Below are 23778 nucleotides of genomic sequence, written 5' to 3' on the forward strand. Positions count from 1 at the left end.
TTTTTTGATGTTGGGCGTTTTGGTGTGGAACACTTTATTCCACACCAAAACAGTTCAATTTTACCATTCCAATTCCTTAGAAACAGTTACAGCTGCATTTTTTGTAAACAAGTAAACGTTTCCTTCATCGTCATAAGTAGTACAATTGGCTACCATTTTGAATTCGTTGCTTTCAACAATCTCTATGTGCACAAAAAGTTCTTTCCCAAATGGAACTGTTTTATAAACAGTTGCTGATTCGGTGGATAGAGGCAACGATTTAGCATTGTTATTATAACGTTGTACCCAAATAACCATCCCTTGATATTGGATGTCTGCAAAGAAGGTATTGACTCCAATTACTGGAAATTGTCCTTGATCCTTTGCGGGAACTTGAGGTGCTTTACATTTTAGAATAATTTGTTGTTCTGTCCAATCTACAATTTGCTCAATTCCTTGGAAATATTGATCGTGAAACAACGCTCCATTTTCGTATAAAACAGCTCCATCAGTAGGAGTATAGGTGTTACTTAACGAAGGCTGAAATTTAGGAGCTTCTAGTTTGTTTTTCTTGGCAACTAGAGTAACCTGTGCTTTATAATGGTAGGTTGGTAATTTTGCATTTGCAGCTTGACTCAAGATGGTCGTTTCTAATACAATTGTATCGGCATCTTTTTGAACCTCTTTTAGTTCAATAATGTAGTCAGTAGGTTCTGTACCATCAAAAACAATCCCTTTGAATAGCTTTGCATCTTTTACAAGGTGGACTCTAAAATCAGGGAATACTTGTTCACAAGTATTGGTCATCCAACCAACAGCATTAACAACAGGCAAAACGGCATTTCCTTGAATAACATGGTGCATCAAAAAAGGATTCTCCGCTAAAGTCATGTTTCTACGGATGCGGTGTGTCTCCAAAGGACCATCCGTATAAGAAATGCCAGCAGGCAAAGTACCACCAATAATAACTTGAGGTTGATTAGCATATTGAACATTCATCTCATTTACCATCATAGCGGGACCGCCTTGGCTATTGACTAGAACAACACCCATTTCTTCAAATTTTTTCTTCAAGGCATCGCTAACCATACCAGCATCCCAAGCGCCCCAGTTAATCGCTGAAACTTGTGTGTTGGGATGATTGGTTCTAAATAAATGTGCGGCTTTGCTCAAAATTTCATTGGCAATAGCGTAGTCAGTTTGCCCCACATTACCATAAAAACCAGCTACAGAAGAGAATAAAATAAGGTGGTCTAGCTTGTGAATATTAACGCATTGTAATAAGGTCAACAAACCATCCAATTTTACAGTCAAAACATTTAAGAAATCTTGTTCCGTTTTATCTTGAATGTACTTATCAGCTAAACGTCCTGCACCGTGAATAACACCTGTAATGGCTCCCCAACGTTTGGTGATGGCTAATAATTGAGGTTTTACAGTCGTAACATCTGTTACATCACCTTTTATGTAAACTGCTTTGCCACCATTTTCTTGGATGGCTTGGATCGTAGCATCAATTTCTTTTTTAGCAATAATATTGTTAAAGATTTTTTTAACCTCTGCCAAGTTAGGTTTCAAACCTTTATTTTTCATATCGGTCATAATCAAGCGCTTCAATGTGCCATCATCCGATTCATTTTGAGCATATTCTGGTATTTCAAAATCAAAGTTAGAACGCCCTAATAAAATGAATTTGGCTTGAAATGCTTTAGCCATTTCAATGACACAATTCGCCGTAACACCACGAGCACCGCCACTCACTAGAAAGACAGAATCTTCATTAACAGTCGTTTCGATTTTTTGATGTTCTTGTACCGTTACTTTTTCAGCGTTAAGCATTGCTCTACCATTTTCATTCACTGCTGCTTCTACAACAGAAGTATTAGGATCGTGCAATTCGCTAATAATATGTTCTGTAATTGTTTTTGTATTTAATTCTGGTTGAATATCAACAGCTCTACAATACACTTGAGACCATTCGAGATTTAGACATTTGACCAAGCCATTTAACCCACCTCCAATAATAGAAGTATTGCCACGTTTGCCTAGACCAGACTGCCCATCCAGACGAGTAATGCTCAAGAAACTAGCGCGATTTGTTTTCCCTAATTCATTAAGAGAAGGTTGAATGTGCTTTGCAATAAGGAAAATGGCTTTTACGAGGTCTCTTTCAACTGCGAAATGCTGTGTAAAGTTGCCATTTTGAAATTCAAAATGAGGGTGTAGATGAATGAAGGTACCTATAGCACCATATTGCTGTTGTATAGTTTCAATCGCAGCTTTAATGGCTTCATCAGTGTTTGAAGAAAGGGTAACACTATTGTGTTGAGAAGGATTTTTCACTTGATGAAGGTTCAGAACAACTACTTTATTACCTTCTTTTTCTAAAGCGAGGATAACTTGTTGTGTTAGTTCTGAACCATCATTAGTGATTAGTGCAACGTGCGTATCGGGCAAAGTAAATTCCAAATAATCAGGTTTGGGTAAGTACTTCAAACCAATTTCGTTGCGTTCTACACCATGAAAGGAAGATGTTCTTGTACTATTCTTTGGGTAAGTTTTTACAGTCACATCTTCTTTCACAGTTGTTTTTGTAGCCTCTAGGCTAGGATTTTTTTTTTACCTGCTTTCTCTGCCAAGTAATCGACAATTTGCCCAAGCGTACGCAATTCCGTTAGTTCTTGCGGGTTAACGCCGGATACTTCTGGATAATCTTCAGTCATCGCCCCGAAAATCTCAACACGCTTGATAGAATCAATACCCAAGTCAGCTTCCATGTCCATGTCTAGTTCCAACATTTCGGTAGGATAGCCTGTCTTTTCACTGATAACAGTCAATAAAATTTCTTCCAATTTGCTAGTGCTTAGTCCAGCATCGTTATTAGTATTAGTAGTAACTGTATTGTTAACAGGAGTGGTAGTTGTTGTAGACGTTGTCGTTGTTTGTGTTGGCGTAGTAGTAGCGCCAGCTTTACCAGCTAGGTAATCAACAATTTGCCCAAGCGTACGCAATTCTGTTAGTTCTTGCGGATTAACGCCGGATACTTCTGGATAATCTTCAGTCATTGCCCCGAAAATTTCAACACGCTTGATAGAATCAATACCCAAGTCAGCTTCCATATCCATGTCTAGTTCCAACATTTCGGTAGGATAGCCCGTCTTTTCACTGATAACAGTCAATAAAATTTCTTCCAATTTGCTAGTGCTTAGTCCAGCATCGTTATTAGTATTAGTAGTAACCGTATTGTTAACAGGAGTGGTAGTTGTTGTAGACGTTGTCGTTGTTTGTGTTGGCGTAGTAGTAGCGCCAGCTTTACCAGCTAGGTAATCAACAATTTGCCCAAGCGTACGCAATTCCGTTAGTTCTTGCGGATTAACGCCTGATACTTCTGGATAATCTTCAGTCATTGCTCCGAAAATTTCAACACGCTTGATAGAATCAATACCCAAGTCAGCTTCCATATCCATGTCTAGTTCCAACATTTCGGTAGGATAGCCTGTCTTTTCGCTGATAACAGTCAACAAAATTTCTTCCAATTTGCTAGTGCTTAAGCTACTGACATCTGTTGTTGTTGGCATAGTAGCAGCAGGTGCTGTTGCCTTTGGCGCAGGTGTAATGATGGGCTGGTTGGTCTCTACAGTATTCGATTGAAACGTAGGAGCTGCAATTTTTTCAACCTTAGGAGCTGCAATAGATGTTTGCGTATTGCCATCCAAACTAGGCTGGTTTGCGAAATTAATTTGTTGCGTCATCATTTGTAATAACATCTGAGACTGCTTGTTCTGTTCACTTAAAAAGTTTTGGAACAATTCTAAAGACTTATTTTGTTGAGATGTTACCATTTCAACAGTTGCTTTTAGCGTTTCAATCAATTCTTTGTTCATTTCTTCGTCTTCTTCTTGATTAATTGGATTGGAATAAACTACTTTGTCTACAGGAACCTCGACGATTTTTTCTACAATTTTTTCGACGGGAACTTCTTTTATAACTTCAACTATTTTTTCGACCACTTTTCCATTGCCACCTTGAATTTGATACCCATCATTTAAGGCATCATAGTAAGCTTTTTGAGTTGGTTTACTAACATAGTTGTGCCCCCCCATATTGATAGTCATTTTTGTTTTGGGGGCTGGTTTTGTGCTAGGAGCCTTGAACGGGTCAATATCTTTTAGTTCTAAACCTAAAACTCTTAGTTGTAGAACCGCTTGACGGAATTGTAGGTCACTATCTTTTTTTGCATTGGCATTCATAGCCAAAGAAATATGCTCTTTGTCTTTAAGAATATCTTTGACTAAGTTTGATAGTACTCCTTTGGGACCAAATTCAATAAAAATGCGTCCACCCGCTTGGTGAATATTTTCAATTTGATTTTTGAACAAGACAGGTTTTAAAATTTGTCCTTTCAAAATTTCTTTTACCTCTGAAGGATTGTTAGGATAAGGCGTTGCTGTAGTATTGGAGTAAACAGGCACTTTGGGTGCTTGGAAAGTTTGCAAGTTAACAAACGCTGCAAAAGGCTTTTGTGCGTGTTCTACAAATTCTGTGTGAAAAGCAGCGGAAACGGGTAATGGAATCACCGTAAATCCTTGTTTTTTTAGAACTTCTTGAACATTGGCAATCACTGCTTTGCTCCCTCCTAAAATAATTTGATTGTTGGAATTTACATTGGCAATAGTGACTCCTTGTAAGGGCTTAATAGCTGCATGAACTTTGTTGTAATCTGCTTTTACAGCCAGCATGGTTCCCGCATCTGCATTAGGGCTTTGAGCTGCCATTGCTTCTCCTCTTGCTTTTGCTAAAGCTAAAAAGGTTTGATCATTATATACCCCTGCTGCCCACAGGGCGGTCAATTCACCAAAGCTATGACCAGCTACAAAATCCGCTTTAAAGCCTGCATCTTGAACCGTTTTGTACATGCCCATGCTCAGTGTTCCAATCGCAGGTTGAGCGATTTGTGTTTGAGTTAAAGCTGATAATTGAGTTTTAGCATCCTCTTTGTTGAAAACAGGAATAGGATACATCGTTTGTGAAAGAGGGGCTTTATTGTCGTTTGCAAATAGCTTATCTTGTTGTTCTATTACCGTACGCAATTGTGGAAACGCATTTGCTAATTGGCGTCCCATTCCAACATATTGAGAACCTTGTCCCGAAAAGAGTGCCACTACTTTTCCTGTTGTGTTCATTCCATTTGGACGGAAGAAAACACCTTTGGGATGTTCCCAAGCTTGATCGCTAGTAGCTAATTTATCAATAGCAAGTTTTAAATATTCTTTTGCTTGTTCTAAGTCTGTTACAATAAAACCTAAACGAGCAGCATTACTAGGCACTACATCTGTCTTTTCATTAGCCAATTCCCAAAAGGCAATTTCTGCATCTACCGTAGATAGTTTTTCTAGGTGACTTTGGCACAATGTTTTTAATTCGGTAACGGAGTTAGCTTGTAATAAAACAGTTTTATACGGTTCGTGAATTCTATAATTTTTCTGAACTGGTTGTGGTTTATATTCCTCTAAGGCAATATGCACATTAATACCACCAAAACCAAAGGCACTAACACTCGCACGTCGAGGGTGCTTGTTGCTCAACCAAGGACGAGTTTCTGTATTAATATATAAAGGAGAGTTATTAAAATCTACTTTGGAAGTAGGTTGCTCTACATTGATGGTTGGAGGTAATACTTTGTGGTGTAGGGCTAAAATAACTTTTAGCAATCCCGCAGCACCAGCAGCAGCCTTGGTATGACCAACTTGAGATTTAACAGTTCCAAGCGCAATGTGAGATTTTTCAGGATTGTTGGCTGTAAAAACCATTCCCATAGAAGTCATTTCACAAGCATCTCCAGCATTGGTTCCTGTTCCATGTGCTTCGATTAAGCCAACTGTTTTAGGTTCAAAACCTGCCTCTTCATAAGCACGGTTCATCGCCATAGCTTGTCCTGATGGGCGAGGAGCATAAACCGATTTAAAACGTCCATCACTAGAAGTTCCAACTCCCTTAATAACGGCATAAATAGTATCCCCATCACGTTCGGCATCTTCCAAACGTTTTAATACGACCATTCCCAAGCCTTCACCAATTAACATACCATCGGCTTTGTCGCTAAATGGACTGATAACATTTGATTTGGAAAAAGCAGGTGTCTTAGAAAAGGACATATACATGAAAGGAGAGTTATCCGTGTCAACACCACCCGTCAACATCATGTCTGCACGTCCTTCGACTAATTCGCTTAAAGCCATTTTTACGGCACTTAAAGAGGCGGCACAAGCTGCATCTACAACAGAGTTGATACCTCCTAAGTCAAATCGATTAGTGATTCGCCCTGAAATGACGTTTCCTAACATACCAGGGAAGGAGTTTTCATTCCAACCAATATAGGCTTTTTTCATTTTGTCTACAATGTGTGGAATATCGGTTTCGGCAACACCACAAGAACGCAATGCTTTTTCCCAAATAGGATATTGTAAACGTCCAGTTAGAGGCGTAATCAATTTTTGACCGCCACCAACACCTAGCAAAACACCAGTTTTGCTTTTTACTTCAGCGGTGAATTTTGCAGATTTCTTGCCATATCCAGCATGTTCAAAGGCATCACGAGCAGCAATTAAAGCCAATAGTTGCGAAGCATCAGTTACCTCTAAAATGTTAGGGGGCAAACCAAATTCCATTGGGTTAAAATCAATGTCTGGCAAAAAGCCACCACGTTTACAGTATGTTTTGTCTGGAGCTGTTGGGTCTGGATCGTAGTAATCTTCTATTCGCCAACGGTCTTCAGGTACATCAGTGATGCTATCTTTAGCTTGAATAATATTATTCCAGAAGTCTTCTATGTTTTTTGCATCTGCAAATAACGAAGACATACCGATAACGGCGACTGGAGTTTTTCTAAGAGAATTATTTAAGTTCATTGATTTTTATATTGATTTGGTATGATATCTATAAGATGAATGGATTGGACTTAGAGCAAGACTTTAAAAAGTTCTTCTTGCATTTTTAGTTGTTGTATTCCTTTTTCGGTGCAAACACCTCTTAAGTAGGGAAGCATAATCCCAAATGTTAAGCGTTCTTTGCTGTATTCGCTTACAGGGAAGCGATTGGTATCTTTTAGCATTTCTAATAATGCTAATACAGTTTTGCTAGTGACTTGAATGTCCATGTCTTCCCTAAATAGACCATCCTTAATACCCCATTTAGCCAAGTATTCTAGTTCGGAATGTGCAAAGTTGCCCATATTTCGATAGGACTTTTGTAATAGACCTGGGTAGTAATGAAGGATGTCGTTAAAGAAATTAGGATTTGTTTGGCTGGCTCTAAAGACAATGCGTTGATGCAAGTACCCCATCGCTTGAATTGCATTTTCAGAGGCTTGGATAATGTCATCATTTTCTTTGCGTATCTCTTTGTGATAACTGGCTAAGCAAGCTTCAAGGAGAGCCGTTTTATCTTCAAAATGTTTGTAAATGGTTCGTTTTGATGTATGAAGTTGTTTGACAATACGATCTATCGTGATGCTTTTAACACCATGTTCTACAAATAGTAGTGAAGCAACTTCGATTATTTTTTCTCTAGCAACCATGTTTTATTTTTTCTTTTATAACACTAGTGGTAATTTTTTAGTTCCGCCAGTACCACAAAGAAATAAAAGAATTTTTACATCTCCAATTTTTGAAGATTTTAAATGGTGTTTTTTACATAAAATTAACGCTTGGCATGATTTCTATTCATAGTAAGATAAGCACATCTAGGATCATCTGGGCGTGAGGTTTTGATCGAACTCTTTTTAGTGTGTCTTTATTGATTATTAAAAAAAACTAGAAAATGAGCAGTGTACTAAGGAATTAAAATTTTAAATTAGAGAGATAAAAAATGTATTCTATATTTTGGGGTGAATTACTAAACATTTAAAACCATGATAAAAATGATGTTTCAGCTTTGGGTTGCTACTTTTTTGCTAATGATGAGTCATAATCTTTGTGGGCAACAATTGAGTAATGAAGAATTGTGGGGAAGTTCGAGAGTGGGGTATTTGGAAGGTGTTTGTGAAAAGCTGCACTATTGCGATTCGTATATACTAGGAGATTATGTGCCTCTTTTTTTAGAAAAACTGGATGGCTTGAAGTCAATTAGTATTAAGAGTGATGCGATTGATTGGCGAAGTGCCATCGAAAAAATTGCAACAATAGAGACGATTGAAGAATTGACGTTGTACAATGAAGAAATTGTAGAACTACCGAATACAATCAAGAAGTTTAAAAATCTAACAGCCCTTCACTTAAGCTTAGGGAAGGAACCCAACTACAAGCAGATCTATGAAGTATTGTCAGAACTAAAAATGTTGACAAAACTGAGTATCCAAAACGTGCAATCTCCAGAAAATTTAAAAGAAATTTACCAATTAAAACAACTGAAAGAGCTTTCAATAGTTCGTATTACGAATCGAAGGTTTGATTGGGAGAAAGCGATGGGGTATTTGTCTCAATTGGCAGAATTAGAAACACTGGATTTGGAAGGAGGCTCGTTTGAAGTACTACCCTCTAATATTAAAGAACTCAAAAAGCTCAAAAAACTTAATATAAGTACGTCGTATGTAGATTTGTCGTTGACGATAGAGCACCTGCAAGGATTATCTAATTTAGAAACATTGATACTTGGTAATAACAGATTGGGGGTGCTCCCTGATAATATAGGAAGCCTTAAAGGACTTAGGAGTTTACAGGTTGATGCGGGGGCATTGACTGCATTGCCAGAGTCCATAGGAGAGTTGAGTGCCTTAGAATTACTGTCTTTGCGTAATAACCGTCTGAAAACATTGCCTCCAAGCATCAAAAAACTCAAAAAATTAAAAGTGTTGGAGCTTCGAGAAAACCCTTTGGAGAACTTACCAAAGGAATTTGCTAAATTGGAGGAGCTGCAAACGTTGAGGCTTAGCGAATTGGCTAATGAGCAGGCAGTTTTGGAGCGAGCCTTAGAAGTAGCTACCTTAGAGACTTTAGAGTTGGTGGATCTAAAAACGAGTTTAACGGCCGTTGTTGCTCATAAAAACCTAAAAACATTGGAACTGGATTTTGTTGGTACATTAGATTGGGAGAAGAATTGGTCGTGGATATTTCAATTTAATAAATTGGAAAAATTGGTTATCGTATCAGAGGATTTAGAGGTGGTGCCCAAGGAAATTAGTCAGCTAAAAAATCTCAAAAAATTGGATTTAGCATACAATGAAATTCATACCTTACCTGAGTCTATTGGAGAGTTGCAACAGCTTTTATTTTTAGATGTTCAAGGAAATAGCTTAAAGGAAATCCCCGTTTCTATTAGTAATTTAAGAGCACTAGAGCTATTGAATATAGAATTTAATGCCATTAAAACTATACCAAGCGATTGGACTAAGTTGGATCAGCTTAAGGTTGCCTATTTTAATGATAATAAAATTAAATTAGGAAAATTGATGTTGCCTAGAAGTTTAGAATATCTTAGTATAGGAGGGAATGGTTCAGTTGAGTTACCGAATAATTTGGCAGAATTGAAGAATCTGAGGGTTTTGTTGGCAGGGGAAAATAAATTAAAGAATCTAGATGGTTTTTTAATAGAAAATCACCCCCAATTAACGTATTTATATTTGAGTGCCAATGAACTAAAAGAATTGCCTGAAACATTGTTTGGAGGAATGCTGTGGGGACTTAACTTATCAGAGAACAAATTACTTAGTCTTCCTAAGTTATCAAAAACAAACAATACGTTGAGATATTTGAATGTCGCCAATAATGCAGCATTTGCCTTTCCAACGCATATTAATCAGTTGAAACAATTGGAAGTTTTAGAGGCAAGTGAAAGTCTCCAAGGTGAACTGCCTCAAGAAATAGGGGAACTTGTTCATTTGCAAGAATTGGAACTTTCGGCTTTTAATAAAGTGTTGCTTCCTGAAGCTTTTAAAAAGTTAAGGAACTTAGAAAGTATCGTTGCTAATTATCATTCCATTATGGGAGAGTCATCTAATTTTTCTCATTTAGGAGCTTTGCCTTCTTTGCGTTTTTTAGAAGTTTCGGAGTTGAAAGTACCGATACAAAAAGGCACTTTTTCGAATCTAAAGCAATTGGAGTATTTGACGTTGGTTGATCAAGAAGAACAGCCTGATTTAGAATTGCTTTTCAATGAACTTGCTTCATGCAAGCTTTTAAAAAGTGTGAATTTAAATTCAAATAACTTGCTAGAAGTGCCTAAAAATATAGGTTTGTTGGCTTCTATAGAGTATTTAGATATTTCATTTAATGAGATAAAAGCATTGCCTGAAAATATAAGCCAGCTTCTAAAATTAAGGGAACTAGATATTAGTGATAATCAAATTAGCACCTTGCCAGCGGGTATTGGGTATTTGCCAAGCCTCAGAAAGCTGTATATGAGCAGCAATGCGCTGTCGGAATTACCATTGAGTATAGAAAATTGGAAAGTAATTGAAGAAATAAGTTGCTTTGATAATGATTTGACAGAATTACCAAAAGAAATTTGTCAGTTGAACTCTTTAAAAAATGTAGATTTTGCGGATAATATGCTAGATATTTTGCCAGAGCATTTTGATGATTTGGAAAATTTAACGGATGTGGATTTGAGTGATAATTTGTTTGTTGAGTTTCCCAAAACATTACCAAAGCTTTTAAGTTTAGAAAGCTTGATTTTGGATAATAACGAATTAAAAGATTTTCCAGAGGAGTTTAAAACATTGAGATTTCTGAATTTTTTAAGTTTGGGAGGAAACCGATATACGGCAGAACAGCAAAAAAATATCTTGAGAGAGTTTAAAAATATTGGTTTTGTTACATTTGAGTGAGATAATAAATGAGTGTTCATAAAAAGTTTAGAAAAGCTATAGGGTGCGGAATCGGAAAGGCATATCTAATTATTTTAGAGCACCCTAATATTGATTTTAGCAAAAGAATAAAAAGAAATGTGCTTCAGCGAATGTGTTACGATGGTCAATGCGAGGGACCTTGGGGGGATTATTATTATCAACTAATTTGTGGTACTCCCCAAAAAGATGCTTTGATTGAATTTGTATTGGAAGAACTGGCAAAGGAACAAGATGATTGGTATGTGCTTACTCAGTTGTATGAAATTGCAGCATTAGCAGCAACAGAGGACGGCAATGAAAGAGCAAGAGAGGTTATTTGGGAGCGATTTAAGCAAGAATATGCTGAAGGAGATGATTGGAATGGGGAGAATGCTTTGCTTAGAATTGCTGGCAAAAAAGCACTTTTAGGCTTGGCGAGACTAAAAGGGAAGTACCTAAAAAAGCGACCTAGTGAAATAGAGTTTGGTGGGCTAATTAGTGAGTTTGATGAACTTTATCCAAAACTAAATGGACGTAAATTATTGAGGAGAGCAAGTTTACAAGATCCTTTTATCAAAACGTATTGGGAGTGTGTGCAGCGGAACAATAAACCTTCTAAGAAGAGGAAAAGAACGAAGAAAAAGTTGGGCTATAAAGCCATTCAAAAACGAATACAAACGGCTACTTTCTTTTGGGCAGGACCATGGGTAGATGAAATAAAAGACAAGACGTGGCAGAAGTTAGCAGAGGAATTGATGAAAGAAACAAAATTTAAAATTCAAGAACGTTATTTGAAACTCTTTGCTAAACGAAAATTTCCTCTGGATTCTCAGATTTTATTTGATTTTGTGGAACAAAAAAAACAATCTCCTAAGCGACTAATTGCTCCTGCGGTAGAAGCACTTGCTATGTTCCAATCGGATCAGATTCGTTCTTACGCCTTGGAGAGGTTAAAGAAAAAGAAAGATATTTTAGTTTATTTACCTTTGTTAAAGTACAACTATAAATCAGGCGATCATCTGTTGTTAGATGAGATATTACAAAAGAAATGGAGCTCGGAGGAATTGCATGATTTGAATTATCACTACAGAGCAATTTATAAAATTAATTCAACCAAAGAATGCATGTTACCTCTGAAGAGGTTGTATGGTCGCCTAAACTGTGGGGTTTGCCGAGAAGAGATTTTAACTACTCTGTATAAGAATAACGGATTAAAAAAGGGACTTTTAGAGGAGATGAAGTTTGATAGCCAGCAACGAATTCGAGCATTGTATCTAAAATGGAGTCATCGCTTATCTGATGATATTAAGAACTAAAAAGTGTTTCGGAATGGATGCAAATACTTTTAATTGGGATAAAATTTAATATTTAACTGTAAGATTGTTTTTTAGTTAAAAAAATAGATAACTTGTGGCGAGTGCTAACGGAAGGAATAACCAAAGAGAAAAATGTTAAGTAAAGAAGAACTTCAAAACCTATCACAGTTATTGTTAAGCGTTGACGAACGCAATCTGGAAATTGCTTTTGAACTTATTCAGCAGGGAAATTATATTGAATATTTTGTTTCTGAACTATTTGCAATATATAAAATGGATGTTCGGACATATAGTCGTATAGCCAAGAGATTACTGGATGCGGTAGCCGAACGCATTGTTGGTTTGAAGGAAGCTTTGAGAAGTAGAGCTTACTTAGATAGCCGAACTTCTTCTAAAAATATTAAGAATTTTGCAAAAATTTGCCCTTCGATAGAAGCGAAAAAAATGGCTTTGGCTATTTATAATAAATACGATAGTGGATTTCAGTTTTTATTTTCAGAATTACCAGAAAATGAACTTACTCCTATTTTAAAAACAAAAATAGAAGCAGCGGGACTGACATTATCACGAAAAACAATTACGAAGATTCCAAAGGCATTATTAAAAGAAACATATCTAAAAGAATTAAACTTATCTTACAATCAGATAAAGTCTCTTCCAACAGGAATCCATCATTTAAAGTCTTTGCGAAAATTAAATCTTAGATCAAACGAGGTCAAAAAAATACATAAAAATATTGGAAAGCTGGAACATTTGGAAGTGTTGGAGTTAGCCTGGAATAAATTAGAAGTATTGCCTGACGAGTTGGCAAATTTGACGAGGCTAAAAGAGTTGAGTTTGGGGTATAATTCTTTTAAAAAATTCCCAACAGTTATTACGCAAATTCCAAACTTAGAGAAACTATCTATTGGTAGAATGATGGATTATCGTGCAAATGTGGATGAAATTCCTAGCAGCTTTTTTAATCTCAAAACAAATTGCCTGTTGGAATTGACACTTAGAGATCCGACAGATAGCAACAGCCAACGTCCATGGGGTAATTTGCCAGTTATTACTAGAATAACAGGAACTTATGATGATCCTATTAGGACGACTCCTTTAGAAATTGCAAGACGTGCGTTTGCTCAAAACAAAGAAGGCATTCGTTTTATACTAGAGCATGGAACAGAAGAAGATAAAGCAAATGTGTACAATTATGTGTTAAAGGATAGGATTAATTCAGAGCGATACGCTGTTTATTTGGGGCTAATTCTTAAGAATGCTCCGCCAGCAGTGAAAAGAAGGGCTTTATCCTTTTACATTCGAAACGAAGTGTTGTTTTTTGATAAAAAAATTACGTTGGATGTTTTGCCAGCAGAATTGGGTGATTTTTCGATTCGAGCAATGGAATGGGTGGGGAAATTTAGTGAAATAACTAATTCGACAACATTTTGGAATTTTTTAGAATACACCCCTTCTATTGAACGTATTGTAATTGGGAAAGAGATTAGGGCTAAAGGCAGTGACCAAAAACATCAAGTAAGAATTCCTGTATTATTGCCAAATTTGAAAGTATTTAGGCTAGGAAATTTACAACTGGACTGGGGCTTTTTCTTTAACAATATAGACCAATTGCCTCAATTGGAGGAGCTTGAAGTACATCGTGTTTATTATTTGAATGAAACGGAAGATATAGATGGAGTTTTTACGCTTTGTGCTCCATTGCAACAATTAAAACATCTTAAAAGATTAGAATTAGGTCGATTCTCTATAAATAATCAGGTTGGAATAAGCGAAGAAGTACTAAAAGAAAAAATAGAATTGGGATTTGAAAAAATGCTGCCCAACTGCAACACTATAATCCATGTTGGTTTTTAAAATATAGCATCTTGTTTGGGCAACTTGCTTGAAGTTCTTAATTTGGGGAAGCATCCATGTTTTCTACTGAAAGTTCCAATTGAGATATTTTAAAATTCATGAAATGATTACAGTTTACCACGCCATATCTTCTACAATCGAGACTCAAATTTCCTTGAAAGATTTATTGATAAATTTGCCAGCGCATTTTAGGGAACGAGCGTTACGATATCAATTTTCGCAGGATGCTTATAATTTTGTGTTGGGGCGATTAATGATAAAAAAAGCCTTAGGGGCATTGGGGTTGCCTGAAAAGCTCTTGAATGAAATCGTTTATAATAAAGAAGGCAAACCATTGTTGAAGGAAATGTCTTTTAGTATTTCCCATTCAAAAGATTTGGTGGCTTGCGCGTTTGCGCCAACAGGACAAATTGGTCTGGATGTAGAATATCCAAGAAAGATAGCGAGAGCACATTTTCGTCATTGTTTTAACGATAGAGAATGGTCTTCGATTCAAGGGGATACAAGTATGCACACGTTTTATCAATTTTGGACTCAAAAAGAAGCGATCTTGAAAGCAAATGGTGCGGGGTTAGGACAACTATTAAATATAGACATCAAAGATGCCACTACTGCGTACTTTTACAACTCTGATGTTTCTACTGAATCTGTTTGGAATCTAAATACTTTTGAAATAGGCGGAAGTTCAGCTTATGCTTGTTTGTGTACTGACTTAGCAACGGATTTTGTTTTGGAAAACTTAAATGATGTAGATGCCTTGTTGGATACTAAGTAAGCATTAGATTTGTTCTGCATCTAGTAATTTTTTTATTTGCTGAATGATTACCAACCTGTTTTGATAAAACAATTTAGGGAAATCTAAGTCAGGGTTTGAGGTCCTTCTTTTATCTTGCTCGAAATAGGTCATGATAGATTGAAGCCCTTCACGATTTCGGGCGTAGAGAAATCTATTTTTGACTTGGATTTTATAATAATAGCAATTGTTGGAGAAGTGGAAACTAGGATTGATATAAGCACAATGGGAGCAGATAGCTTTTCCTTGAGGGACTATTTGCTGACGATATGTGTTGGCTTTTGAATAAAAGTAAGAGGCTTTTGAGTTGCATTTTGGACAAATAATAGCAACGGTTAGTAACGTATTCATATTAGTAGTTTTTATTGTAGAGTTTTAGGAGTTGTATTAATTGTTGAACTATTCATACATATTACTATAGTCGAAGTGAATTGGTAGCTCATATTCTACTTGGACAGGTTGATTGTCTTTTGTGCCACCAATCCAAGGATTGGGGAGATCGTTCATCAAGTTAATAACTCTTAAGACCTCTTCTCCACATCCACCCCCAATATCTTTTGTAATAGATGTATTAATAATTTTTCCTGTTGCTGTAACGGTGAACTTAATAAAAACTATGCCGCTCATCTTTTGTTTATAAGCTTTTTCGGGATATTGAATATTAGAATAAATAAACTTCAAAAATTTTTGATCAGCACAACGTTTTTTTTCTTGGATAGACATTTCTTTTACCTCGCATCCTGGAAATCTAGGCAATCGATCAGTATTAATGTCGATTTTAGAAATTGTGTCCGCTGCTATTGCTTCCACAACTGGCAGAATGCTATCTAATTCTGTTACGAATTGATTTTTTTTATAAAAAATGGCTAAGTTGATAATAATATCTTTTTGTTTATTGGAATATTCATGGTGGTTAGATGGGATGGCTTGTTCTATATGCTTGAGAAATCTGAGTTCTTTGGGAACCTCAACTTGAGAGGCACAAGCAATATTCCATTTTTTTTGAAAAAATGGGGATTGGAATTCGAGATTAAAATTTAAAAACAACTCGCTTAGAATAGTTTCAACAAGTTTTAGGTCAGTTGAACGCAAAGCCTCATCTATCCAAGCAGCATCATGCAAAAGGTGTTTAGCTAAGGTGTTGTAATTTATATTGTTGTAGATTTTGGTTTGTGTGATTAATGTTTTTATTCCTAAGGTATAGATGGTGGAAGGATTTGAGAGTCGAGCATTATATTGGTACTTTAGTTGAGTGATTTTTTTGCTTATTAATTTATCCGCTATACTAATTTGCTTTAGGGCATTTTGGTAATCTTTTGAATGATTGTAGAATTGAGAAAGTTCGATTAGTTTACGAATATATGTTAAACTACTACCTCCATCGTTTTTTTTTATGCTTTTTAGAGCATTCTTCAACGTTTTTTCTGAGGTGTGATGCTGCGAAAAAAGACTTTTTGATAAGCCTAGCAAGAACAAAATGATTAGTAATTTTTTCATAGGTGATTTAGTATGAGTTTTTAAGCAATTAAATGATCACTATTATCTGTAATTTCTGATTCGGTTTCCTTTTTTAAGTCTTGTTCGAAATCCAGGGTACGCATTTGTTTTGAAAACAATCCTGTCAAAACAACAGTTATTAAGGTCATGCTACCTCCAAAAACAACAGCCGTTACAGTTCCCATTAGCTTAGCTGTGAAACCACTTTCAAAAGCTCCTAGTTCATTGGAAGAACCAACAAACATTGAGTTGACAGCAGAAACTCTTCCGCGCATACTGTCGGGAGTATACAGCTGTAAAATAGTTTGTCGAATGACCATAGAAATCCCATCAGTAACACCACTCATAAATAAGGCAAAAACGGACAACCAAAAACTAGTCGAGAGACCAAATACGATGATGCAGAGACCAAAACCAAAGATAGAGAAAAGCAATTTTAGACCTGCATTTTTGTTAATAGGAAAATAAGCTACAGCAAACATAATAAAAAAAGAACCGACCGCAGGCGCTGCTCTCAAAATACCAAAACCTTCAGAACCTACTCCCAAAATATCCGTTGCAAAAATAGGTAGTAAGGCAATTGCTCCACCAAACAAAACCGCAACCATATCTAGCGTAATGGCACCTAGTATAATTTTTGTTTGATAAACGAATTTAACGCCTTCTCGTAAACTCTGAAAAACAGGTTCCCCAATTTTAGGATTTAAAATAGCTTTTGGTTTGATTTGTAGTAATAGGATTAAAGCAAAAATAATAAATCCAATAATGAGAAACATAGAATAATGTGTACCCATCCAAAAAATTGTAAAACCTGCCAAAGCTGGTCCTAGCACGGCACTCATTTGCCATATAGAGCTACTCCATGTGGCAGCATTGGGGTATAATTCTTTAGGAACAATAAGTGCCATCAATGCAAATAATGTTGGATTGATAAATGTTCTTACAATACCACCTAAAAAAACTAAGCTATAAATAAGATACAAGGTATTGGGTTGTCCTATCAAAGCAGGCGAAGTCGTATAAAAAAGCCCAATGCTAAGCCCTAAAAAAGCGATAACGCAAATCGCAAGCAAGTTTCTTTTTTCTTTTTGATCCACAAGGTGCCCTGCAAAGAGAGCTAGCCCGACAGCGGGGACTACTTCCATCAAACCAATAATCCCTAAAGACAAAGGGTCTTGGGTTATTCGATAGACCTCCCATTCTATAATAACAAATTGCATTGACCATGCAAATACCAGAGCAAATCGAACGAACAAAAATAATCTAAATTCTGAATACCGAAGTGCTGCGTATGGATCGTTTTTTTGCATTGATTGTTGTGTGTTTCTAATTAGAGCGAAATTCGAGAAAATGTTTCAAATCGGGATATTCTGTGAATAGAACTTGGGCTTGATCTTCAGTTATACGGACGCCATTCACATAAGGAATAATTTTAGCATCAGAAAAGCCTTGTTGTATGACTTGATCTAAAATACGTTTAATTTTGTCAAAGGATTTTTCCAATCCAAGCATGTACTTAACATTAATATCTTTAGGATGCTTTTCAGTAGTAGCGTCTGCAAATTGTGTGAATATAGGATGGTTAAAAAGAGTTGCAGTTTCAGTAACTTGCACTTTGTAACTCAATCCTTTTAGGGTGTTTTGATGGCGCTCATAAGCTCTATTTTGCATAACAGAACTTACTTTAGGTTCTACAATGTTAATAGCTACTTGATTTTTTAAATGATTAATATTGTAGACATCAACATTAATGCGGCGATTCATTTTATTGGCAATAGGATTGGGGCTACCATCAAAATTCTGATCATTGGCGATGGGGTAATTTTGACCACAGCCTCGAATCCAAATTTGCTTATTGTTGGCTCCTTTTTCGATGAACTGCTTTGCCAAGTTTTCGGACTGCTTGATGGTCAAGTAAAGGTCATTAATCTTATTGCCACTATTGTCTGAATGAGCAGAAAGGAGAATCGTAGCTTCTGGATGCTTTGTTAACAACTTTTGAAGGGCTAGAATTGTATTTCTAGAACCTTCTATTTTGCCAGTTTCTGCATTATAATAAATAGGAGCAATACTATAAGTTACTTTTTCTCCATCTTCTACCGGCGTATTGGTGTTTTTTACGGGAGTTAGTTCTTCTAGTGCATTTGTACTTGCATTATTTTCTGCCAAACTGGTAATATTGGTCAAGGCATCTACAAAAGTATTAGAAACATTCTTTTGCAGTTGTTCCTGTTTAGGGCTTCGAAAATAAGCAGAGTAAAGATCAAAGCCACCCAAGCCTTCTATTCTATTGGAACAAAAGTAAGCTTTTAAACCACTTTCGTCTAAGAAAAAATCCTTGTCATCCAACGAAGAGTTAAGGGGTACGCCCATGTTCTCTGCTCGCTGCCACATTCGAGTAGAGTCATTAAAAACAACTTTATAAATATCGTAGCCCCCCATCGAAAGAGGATTATTAGAACTAAAATAGAGTGTTCGACCATCTTTGGCCAAGAACGGAGCAATTTCATCATATTCGGTATTGACATTGGGACCTAAGTTTACAGCAGTTTGCCACAAACCATCCTTTTGAGCAGCATAATAAATATCTTTCCCTCCATATCCTCCAGGACGATTACTTGCGAAAATAATAACAGAGTCATTGATGAAAAAATGATCTCCGTCCCAATAGTTAGAACTGGCTTCTATTGCAAAAGGAAGAATAACTTCAATGGTATCCTCATCATAATTTTCTTTTACTACTTCTTTGTGTCCGTCTGCAAACCCTTTGGAAAATAACATTTGATATCCCCCGTCAAAAAAACTAATAATATCTTCACTCATGGGGGTATTGTATCGTTTTGGAAGTGCCTCTACTTGTTTCCAAGTACCTTGTACAAGAGTAGATTTGTAAATGTCAGAACGATAGGTGCCATTAATAGGATCGGGTTGGTTGTTGTTGTTTAGTTTGCCTCCTGTTGCTGTTCTTCTATTTGATGAAAAAAATAAAGTATTGGGCTCCATAGGATTAAAACAAATTCTATAGTCGTCATAAGAGCTGTTAATTTCTACTCCTAATGTCGAAACAATAGCAGCTGAATTAATTTGCTCTATTTTAGGACCGCTGGTGCATTGAACGATTAAGCGTTTGAATTGTGCTCTTTGAGGATCATCAGCATCCAAGGTTCTAAGGTGATTTTTGTAATACAAAGCTGCTTGTCTAAACTTGTTTAGAGCATGATGTGCTTTGGCTAAGTAGTAGTACGTTTTGGGGGCAGGTTTGTTGGTGTTTTTGCTATAAAACTCTAAATATACGATGGCTTCATCCATATTGTTAAGGTGAAAATAGCAAATCCCAATATTGTATTTTAACTCAATCTCCTTTATGTACTTTTCTTTTATTTTATTATACTCAGTTAAAGATTTCTCGTATTCTTTTTCTAAGAAAAGCTTTTCAGCTTCTTTTTTGATTTTATTGGGTGATTGAGCCCATAAAATGGATTGACTCAAGAAAAGAATAAATAAAACAAAGTATTTCATATTAGCAGTTCGTTGATTTTTTACTTTTTTACCAAAAAGACAAAAAAGCACATTTATATTAGTTTGATAGCCAAAATTTTAACATAAAATGCAATGAGACTATAATTTGTTGATTATCAAACTAATAAAGTTCCCAACGAACTATTGTCATATGCATTATTAAGTTAATTAGCTTTTAGTATTCTTAATGGCGTTATATGGTTTCATAATGTTTCCAAATGCCTCTCCAAGGGTAGAATGTGAGGGCAAAGATACTAAATTCGGCAAAGCAAAGGTGCATTAATAAATAATCCATTACAAAAAATAGGATAAATAACCCACCTAATAGCTTATCGAAGCGGCGAGTAAAGAAACCAATAAGAAAGATAAGTTCTATAGTCCAACCACCATACCAAAAAAGATTTGCCAAAAGAGGATGGTTGATTAAGTAACTGATAAAGGAGCTAAAGTAGCTGTCAGGATAACTAATTAAGTAATCAATATGTTGGTGTTTTAATAATTCACTCATTTGATTTGGGACAAAGCAACTGCCTCGGTAGAGTTTCCAAAGCCCTGCGCTAGCAAGTGTAAAAATGGCATAGTATCGAATCGCAGCAAAGCTTAAAACAAATGTTGTTTGATTTCGGATCAGCAAGAGTGGCATACAAAATAGTAATCCCACCAAAATATGCTCATGGTGGGTACTTGCTGAATTGTAGGTGACCATATAATTGATACACAAAAGGTAAGCTAAAGTACTTAACCAGCGATTTTGTATACCCAAAAGTCCTGCAATACCAAGCATAATCCACATAAAATCTAAGAATAGTGCTAAGAAATAATGTTCCAATACTGTTTGAGGTATTAGTAAAGCGTGATAGAGCCAGAAAAAATTATCTGCTTTGGGGCTAATAAAGGGAGATTGATGCAGTTGAAATAGCAGCAAACCTTGATAGCATCTTAGCAACCAAGTCAAGCAAAAAAACAGCCAAATGAATTGGGTTATTTGTATCTGATCTTTTTGTACAGAAATATTCATTTAATTCAATTGTATGGAATTTACTTTTTTGAAGTTTGATTTTACCCATTCGAAATTTTCTCGGCAAATTTTTGATTCTTTAATTTTTATTTTTTGTATCAAAAATTTGGAGAGATGCAATGCCGAACTTTTGTCATTGCAGAGATGTTTGGTTAAGTGAGCACTCAAGGTGCTTTTTCCAAATCTTTGATAAATAGTGACTAGGGTAGGATCTTGATAATTGTTCTTCACAAAAGAGGAATAATAAGCGAGTTGATATTGCCAGAAGCGAGGTGCTTTGGTCGTATATAAATTGACATAGGTGTCGGTTTCATTATATAATGAAATGGCTGTGTATGTTTTTTGTTGTTGAATAGGCGCAGAGTACATACCATAGTTAAAAAAGGGGAGTGTTTCTACACCTTTGTATGTAAAAAAGAATTGTCCTATGATAAATAAAGACAACGCCCCAAAAAGTAATTTATTCGTTTGCCAAACTTTAGAAAAATAACTATTTTTCATTTCCATTTTGATTTTTATATAAAAAAACTAAACACTCAATTGCAGCAGTGATAAAACTAACGGTTAACTAAAAAAACAACAGAGTATTCAACTAAAACTACATAGAAAATATAAGAATGCAGCAAGAAGTACTTTTTAGAAAATTATTGAATCACATTATTGCGTTGCAAAATCAAAGAAAAAAACCTTTAAGAATTGCAGTTAGTGGGATAGAAGGGACTGGTAAAACGAGTTTTGTTATTGCTTTGTGTGCTTATCTCAATTGCAACGGAAAGCAGGCAATTCATGTGTCGATAGATGGTTTTCATTACAATAAAGCTCACCGATATCGGCAAGGTAGAAATTCAGCAAAGGGTTATTATGAAGATTCTTACAACGACCAAGCTTTTGTAACTAAGGTTTTAGTTGCTTCGCAACAAAATAATCCTACGTATATTGCTGCAACCCACGATTTGGAAAGTGATGCTTATTTAGATTTGCCCCCAATTCAAATTCCAAACCAAGCAATTATAATAACCGATGGTGCTTATTTGTTTAAACCCATCTTCAAAGATTATTGGGATTTTAAAATATACTTATATGCTGATTTTGAAGTAGCACTACAGCGAGGTATCGCTCGAGATCAGACGATTTTTGGAAGTAGAGAAGCTGCTAAACTAAAATTTATAGAGCGTTATCACGCTGCATCTAAGTTGTACTTAGAGGAATGTACCCCTCAAAAACAAGCCGATTGGATTATTGATAGTAATGATTTTGAGAATTATAAAATTAAAGAACAATGAACATAGAAGATTTTAGGATATATTGTTTATCGAAACCAGGTACCGAAGAAGGATTTCCCTTTGATCAAGATACCTTGGTGTTTAAGGTAATGGGAAAAATGTTTGCCTTAACCTCTTTAAGTAGAGAAGGCTTTACTGTCAACCTAAAATGTGACCCAGATCGAGCCTTGGAGTTAAGGGAAGAATATATGGCGATTCAACCAGGCTACCATATGAGTAAAAAGCATTGGAATACCGTTGACTTTGAGGCGGGATTAAGAAACTCTTTTTTGAAAGAATTGATTGATCATTCTTATGAGATGGTTGTAAAAGGCTTGACCAAAAAATTGAAAGAAGAATTAAAAGAAATGGGATAAGTAGTTTTTCGTTTATTTCGGATAGGACATACGTTGTTTGATATGTACTTTTCAGCGGTTGAAATGTACCTTTCGTTAGATAAATTGCTCGATTTAAAAAGCGTACTTTTTTAATTATAAAATAGAGATTACCTTTGTGGGAATAATTTTATAACCTCATAAAGAATTTTTAAATGAAAATATTAACTACAATCGTTGCTATTGGCTGTGTTTTCTATGCAGGAACAACAATGGCTCAAAATGTAAACATTCCTGATGCTAATTTTAAGGCCTATTTGGTCGGAAACTCGTCTATTAATACCAATGGAGATAGTGAAATTCAAGTTTCGGAGGCTGCGGCTTTTACAGGAACTATAAATTGTTCTAACCAAAGTATCAGTGATATGACAGGTATTGAGAGTTTTATTAATTTGTCTCAATTAAATTGTTATAATAACTCGCTAAGCAATTTAGATGTGAGTAACAATACTAATTTGACCCATTTACAATGTTATAATAACTCGTTAAGCAGTTTAGATGTGAGTAACAATGCTAATTTGATGCAATTATATTTTCACAATAACCAAATAAGCAGTTTAGACGTGAGTAACAATACTAATTTAACGCAATTATATTGTCAGAGCAACCAAATAAGTAGTTTAGATGTGAGTAATAATGCTAATTTAACTCGTTTATATTGTCATTACAATCAAATAAGTAATTTAGATCTAAGTAATAATACTAACTTGACACAATTGCGCTGCAACCACAATCAACTAGGTAGTTTAGTTTTGAGCAGTAATACTGCTTTGACGGCCTTACACTGTCAGAATAACCAAATAAGTAGCATGGATTTGAGCAATAATGTCAATTTGGGATTTTTTAAGGGGGATAATAACCAACTAAGCAGCTTGAATATAAAAAATGGAAATAATTCAAATATGGCGGATTTTAATGCGGCGAACAACCCAAACTTACAATGCATCGAAGTAGACGATTCCACCTATTCCGCAAATAATTGGTTAAATATAGATGCTATAGCTACCTTCAGCACAGACTGTAGCCTATACAACAGTACAACAACAATTAACAATGGTGTTAACATCAGAGCTTATCCCAATCCAACCTCCCAAAATATCAGATTAGAATTTGGTCAGTTATATGAGCATGTTCAAATCCAAGTAACAGATTTAAGAGGGCAAGTTGTTTTAGACAAAACAATAGAAAATGCTGTAACTACTACGACAGAGTTGCCTGAGCCAACAGGGATTTATTTTGTTGCTGTGAAAACAGCCAATGAAACTAGAGTGCTAAAAGTAGTCAAAGAATAATAAAGTATAAAAGATAGAGAAAGCGAGC

16 protein-coding genes are annotated in these 23778 nt (G+C 35.7%); 7 read left to right on the forward strand and 9 right to left on the reverse strand.

Features of this window, described 5'->3' with window-relative positions; translation table 11 throughout:
* Positions 1-60: 60 nt before the first annotated feature.
* The 3 genes from CG11_RS03440 to CG11_RS03450 are packed head-to-tail and all read right to left on the reverse strand — an operon-like array spanning position 61 to position 7555.
* Entirely contained in the window at positions 61-2562 is a 2502-nt protein-coding gene (locus CG11_RS03440; RefSeq protein WP_197043774.1) for an SDR family NAD(P)-dependent oxidoreductase, read from the reverse strand.
* A gap of 17 nt (positions 2563-2579) precedes the next feature.
* Positions 2580-6887, reverse strand: coding sequence for a type I polyketide synthase (locus CG11_RS03445; protein ID WP_072010987.1), 4308 nt, complete (start codon positions 6885-6887; stop codon positions 2580-2582).
* A gap of 50 nt (positions 6888-6937) precedes the next feature.
* On the reverse strand, positions 6938-7555 hold the full coding sequence (locus tag CG11_RS03450) for a TetR/AcrR family transcriptional regulator (RefSeq protein WP_052593165.1): 618 nt from the start codon (positions 7553-7555) through the stop codon (positions 6938-6940).
* 342 nt (positions 7556-7897) lie between these two features.
* On the opposite strand from CG11_RS03450, the gene CG11_RS03455 reads away from it, so the two are divergent.
* The 4 genes from CG11_RS03455 (at position 7898) to CG11_RS03470 (ending at position 14749) form a co-directional block, all read left to right on the forward strand.
* Entirely contained in the window at positions 7898-10801 is a 2904-nt protein-coding gene (locus CG11_RS03455) for a leucine-rich repeat domain-containing protein (protein ID WP_197043775.1), read from the forward strand.
* Positions 10802-10809: 8 nt separating this feature from the next.
* Positions 10810-12117, forward strand: a complete 1308-nt coding sequence (locus tag CG11_RS03460; protein WP_052593169.1) for a hypothetical protein — start codon at positions 10810-10812, stop codon at positions 12115-12117.
* 132 nt (positions 12118-12249) lie between these two features.
* The gene (locus CG11_RS03465; protein ID WP_052593171.1) at positions 12250-13974 is read left to right on the forward strand and encodes a leucine-rich repeat domain-containing protein; all 1725 of its coding nucleotides are present in this window, start codon (positions 12250-12252) and stop codon (positions 13972-13974) included.
* 103 nt (positions 13975-14077) lie between these two features.
* Entirely contained in the window at positions 14078-14749 is a 672-nt protein-coding gene (locus CG11_RS03470; protein ID WP_052593173.1) for a 4'-phosphopantetheinyl transferase superfamily protein, read from the forward strand.
* 3 nt (positions 14750-14752) lie between these two features.
* Here CG11_RS03470 and CG11_RS03475 read toward each other — a convergent pair whose 3' ends face one another.
* The 6 genes from CG11_RS03475 to CG11_RS03500 all read right to left on the reverse strand — a co-directional run bounded on the left by CG11_RS03475 (position 14753) and on the right by CG11_RS03500 (position 21302).
* Positions 14753-15118, reverse strand: a complete 366-nt coding sequence (locus CG11_RS03475) for a hypothetical protein (protein WP_052593175.1) — start codon at positions 15116-15118, stop codon at positions 14753-14755.
* Positions 15119-15166: 48 nt separating this feature from the next.
* Positions 15167-16264 (reverse strand): energy transducer TonB, encoded by a 1098-nt coding sequence (locus CG11_RS03480; protein ID WP_052593177.1) that lies wholly within the window; start codon positions 16262-16264, stop codon positions 15167-15169.
* 20 nt (positions 16265-16284) lie between these two features.
* Positions 16285-17574 carry an MFS transporter gene (locus tag CG11_RS03485; RefSeq protein ID WP_052593179.1) on the reverse strand — a complete coding sequence of 430 codons (1290 nt, stop codon included), beginning with the start codon at positions 17572-17574 and terminating at the stop codon, positions 16285-16287.
* Between the two features lie 16 nt (positions 17575-17590).
* Complete coding sequence (locus CG11_RS03490) at positions 17591-19783, reverse strand: PD40 domain-containing protein (protein WP_052593181.1); 2193 nt, start codon at positions 19781-19783, stop codon at positions 17591-17593.
* A gap of 193 nt (positions 19784-19976) precedes the next feature.
* Positions 19977-20801, reverse strand: coding sequence for a hypothetical protein (locus CG11_RS03495; protein ID WP_052593183.1), 825 nt, complete (start codon positions 20799-20801; stop codon positions 19977-19979).
* Positions 20802-21302: a hypothetical protein gene (locus CG11_RS03500; RefSeq protein ID WP_156039642.1), complete on the reverse strand. Its 501-nt coding sequence runs from the start codon at positions 21300-21302 to the stop codon at positions 20802-20804.
* Positions 21303-21418: 116 nt separating this feature from the next.
* Here CG11_RS03500 and CG11_RS03505 point away from each other — a divergent pair, with 116 nt between their 5' ends.
* The 3 genes from CG11_RS03505 to CG11_RS03515 all read left to right on the forward strand — a co-directional run bounded on the left by CG11_RS03505 (position 21419) and on the right by CG11_RS03515 (position 23750).
* Positions 21419-22084, forward strand: coding sequence for a hypothetical protein (locus CG11_RS03505; protein ID WP_052593187.1), 666 nt, complete (start codon positions 21419-21421; stop codon positions 22082-22084).
* A complete protein-coding gene (locus CG11_RS03510; protein ID WP_052593189.1) occupies positions 22081-22440 on the forward strand; it encodes an MmcQ/YjbR family DNA-binding protein in 360 nt (119 codons plus the stop codon). The genes CG11_RS03505 and CG11_RS03510 overlap by 4 nt, the downstream gene beginning before the upstream one ends.
* A 173-nt stretch (positions 22441-22613) precedes the next feature.
* Entirely contained in the window at positions 22614-23750 is a 1137-nt protein-coding gene (locus CG11_RS03515; RefSeq protein ID WP_052593191.1) for a T9SS type A sorting domain-containing protein, read from the forward strand.
* Positions 23751-23778 lie beyond the last annotated feature (28 nt).

The organism is Aureispira sp. CCB-QB1 (assembly GCF_000724545.1).
In the GTDB taxonomy this organism is placed as follows: Bacteria; Bacteroidota; Bacteroidia; order Chitinophagales; family Saprospiraceae; genus Aureispira.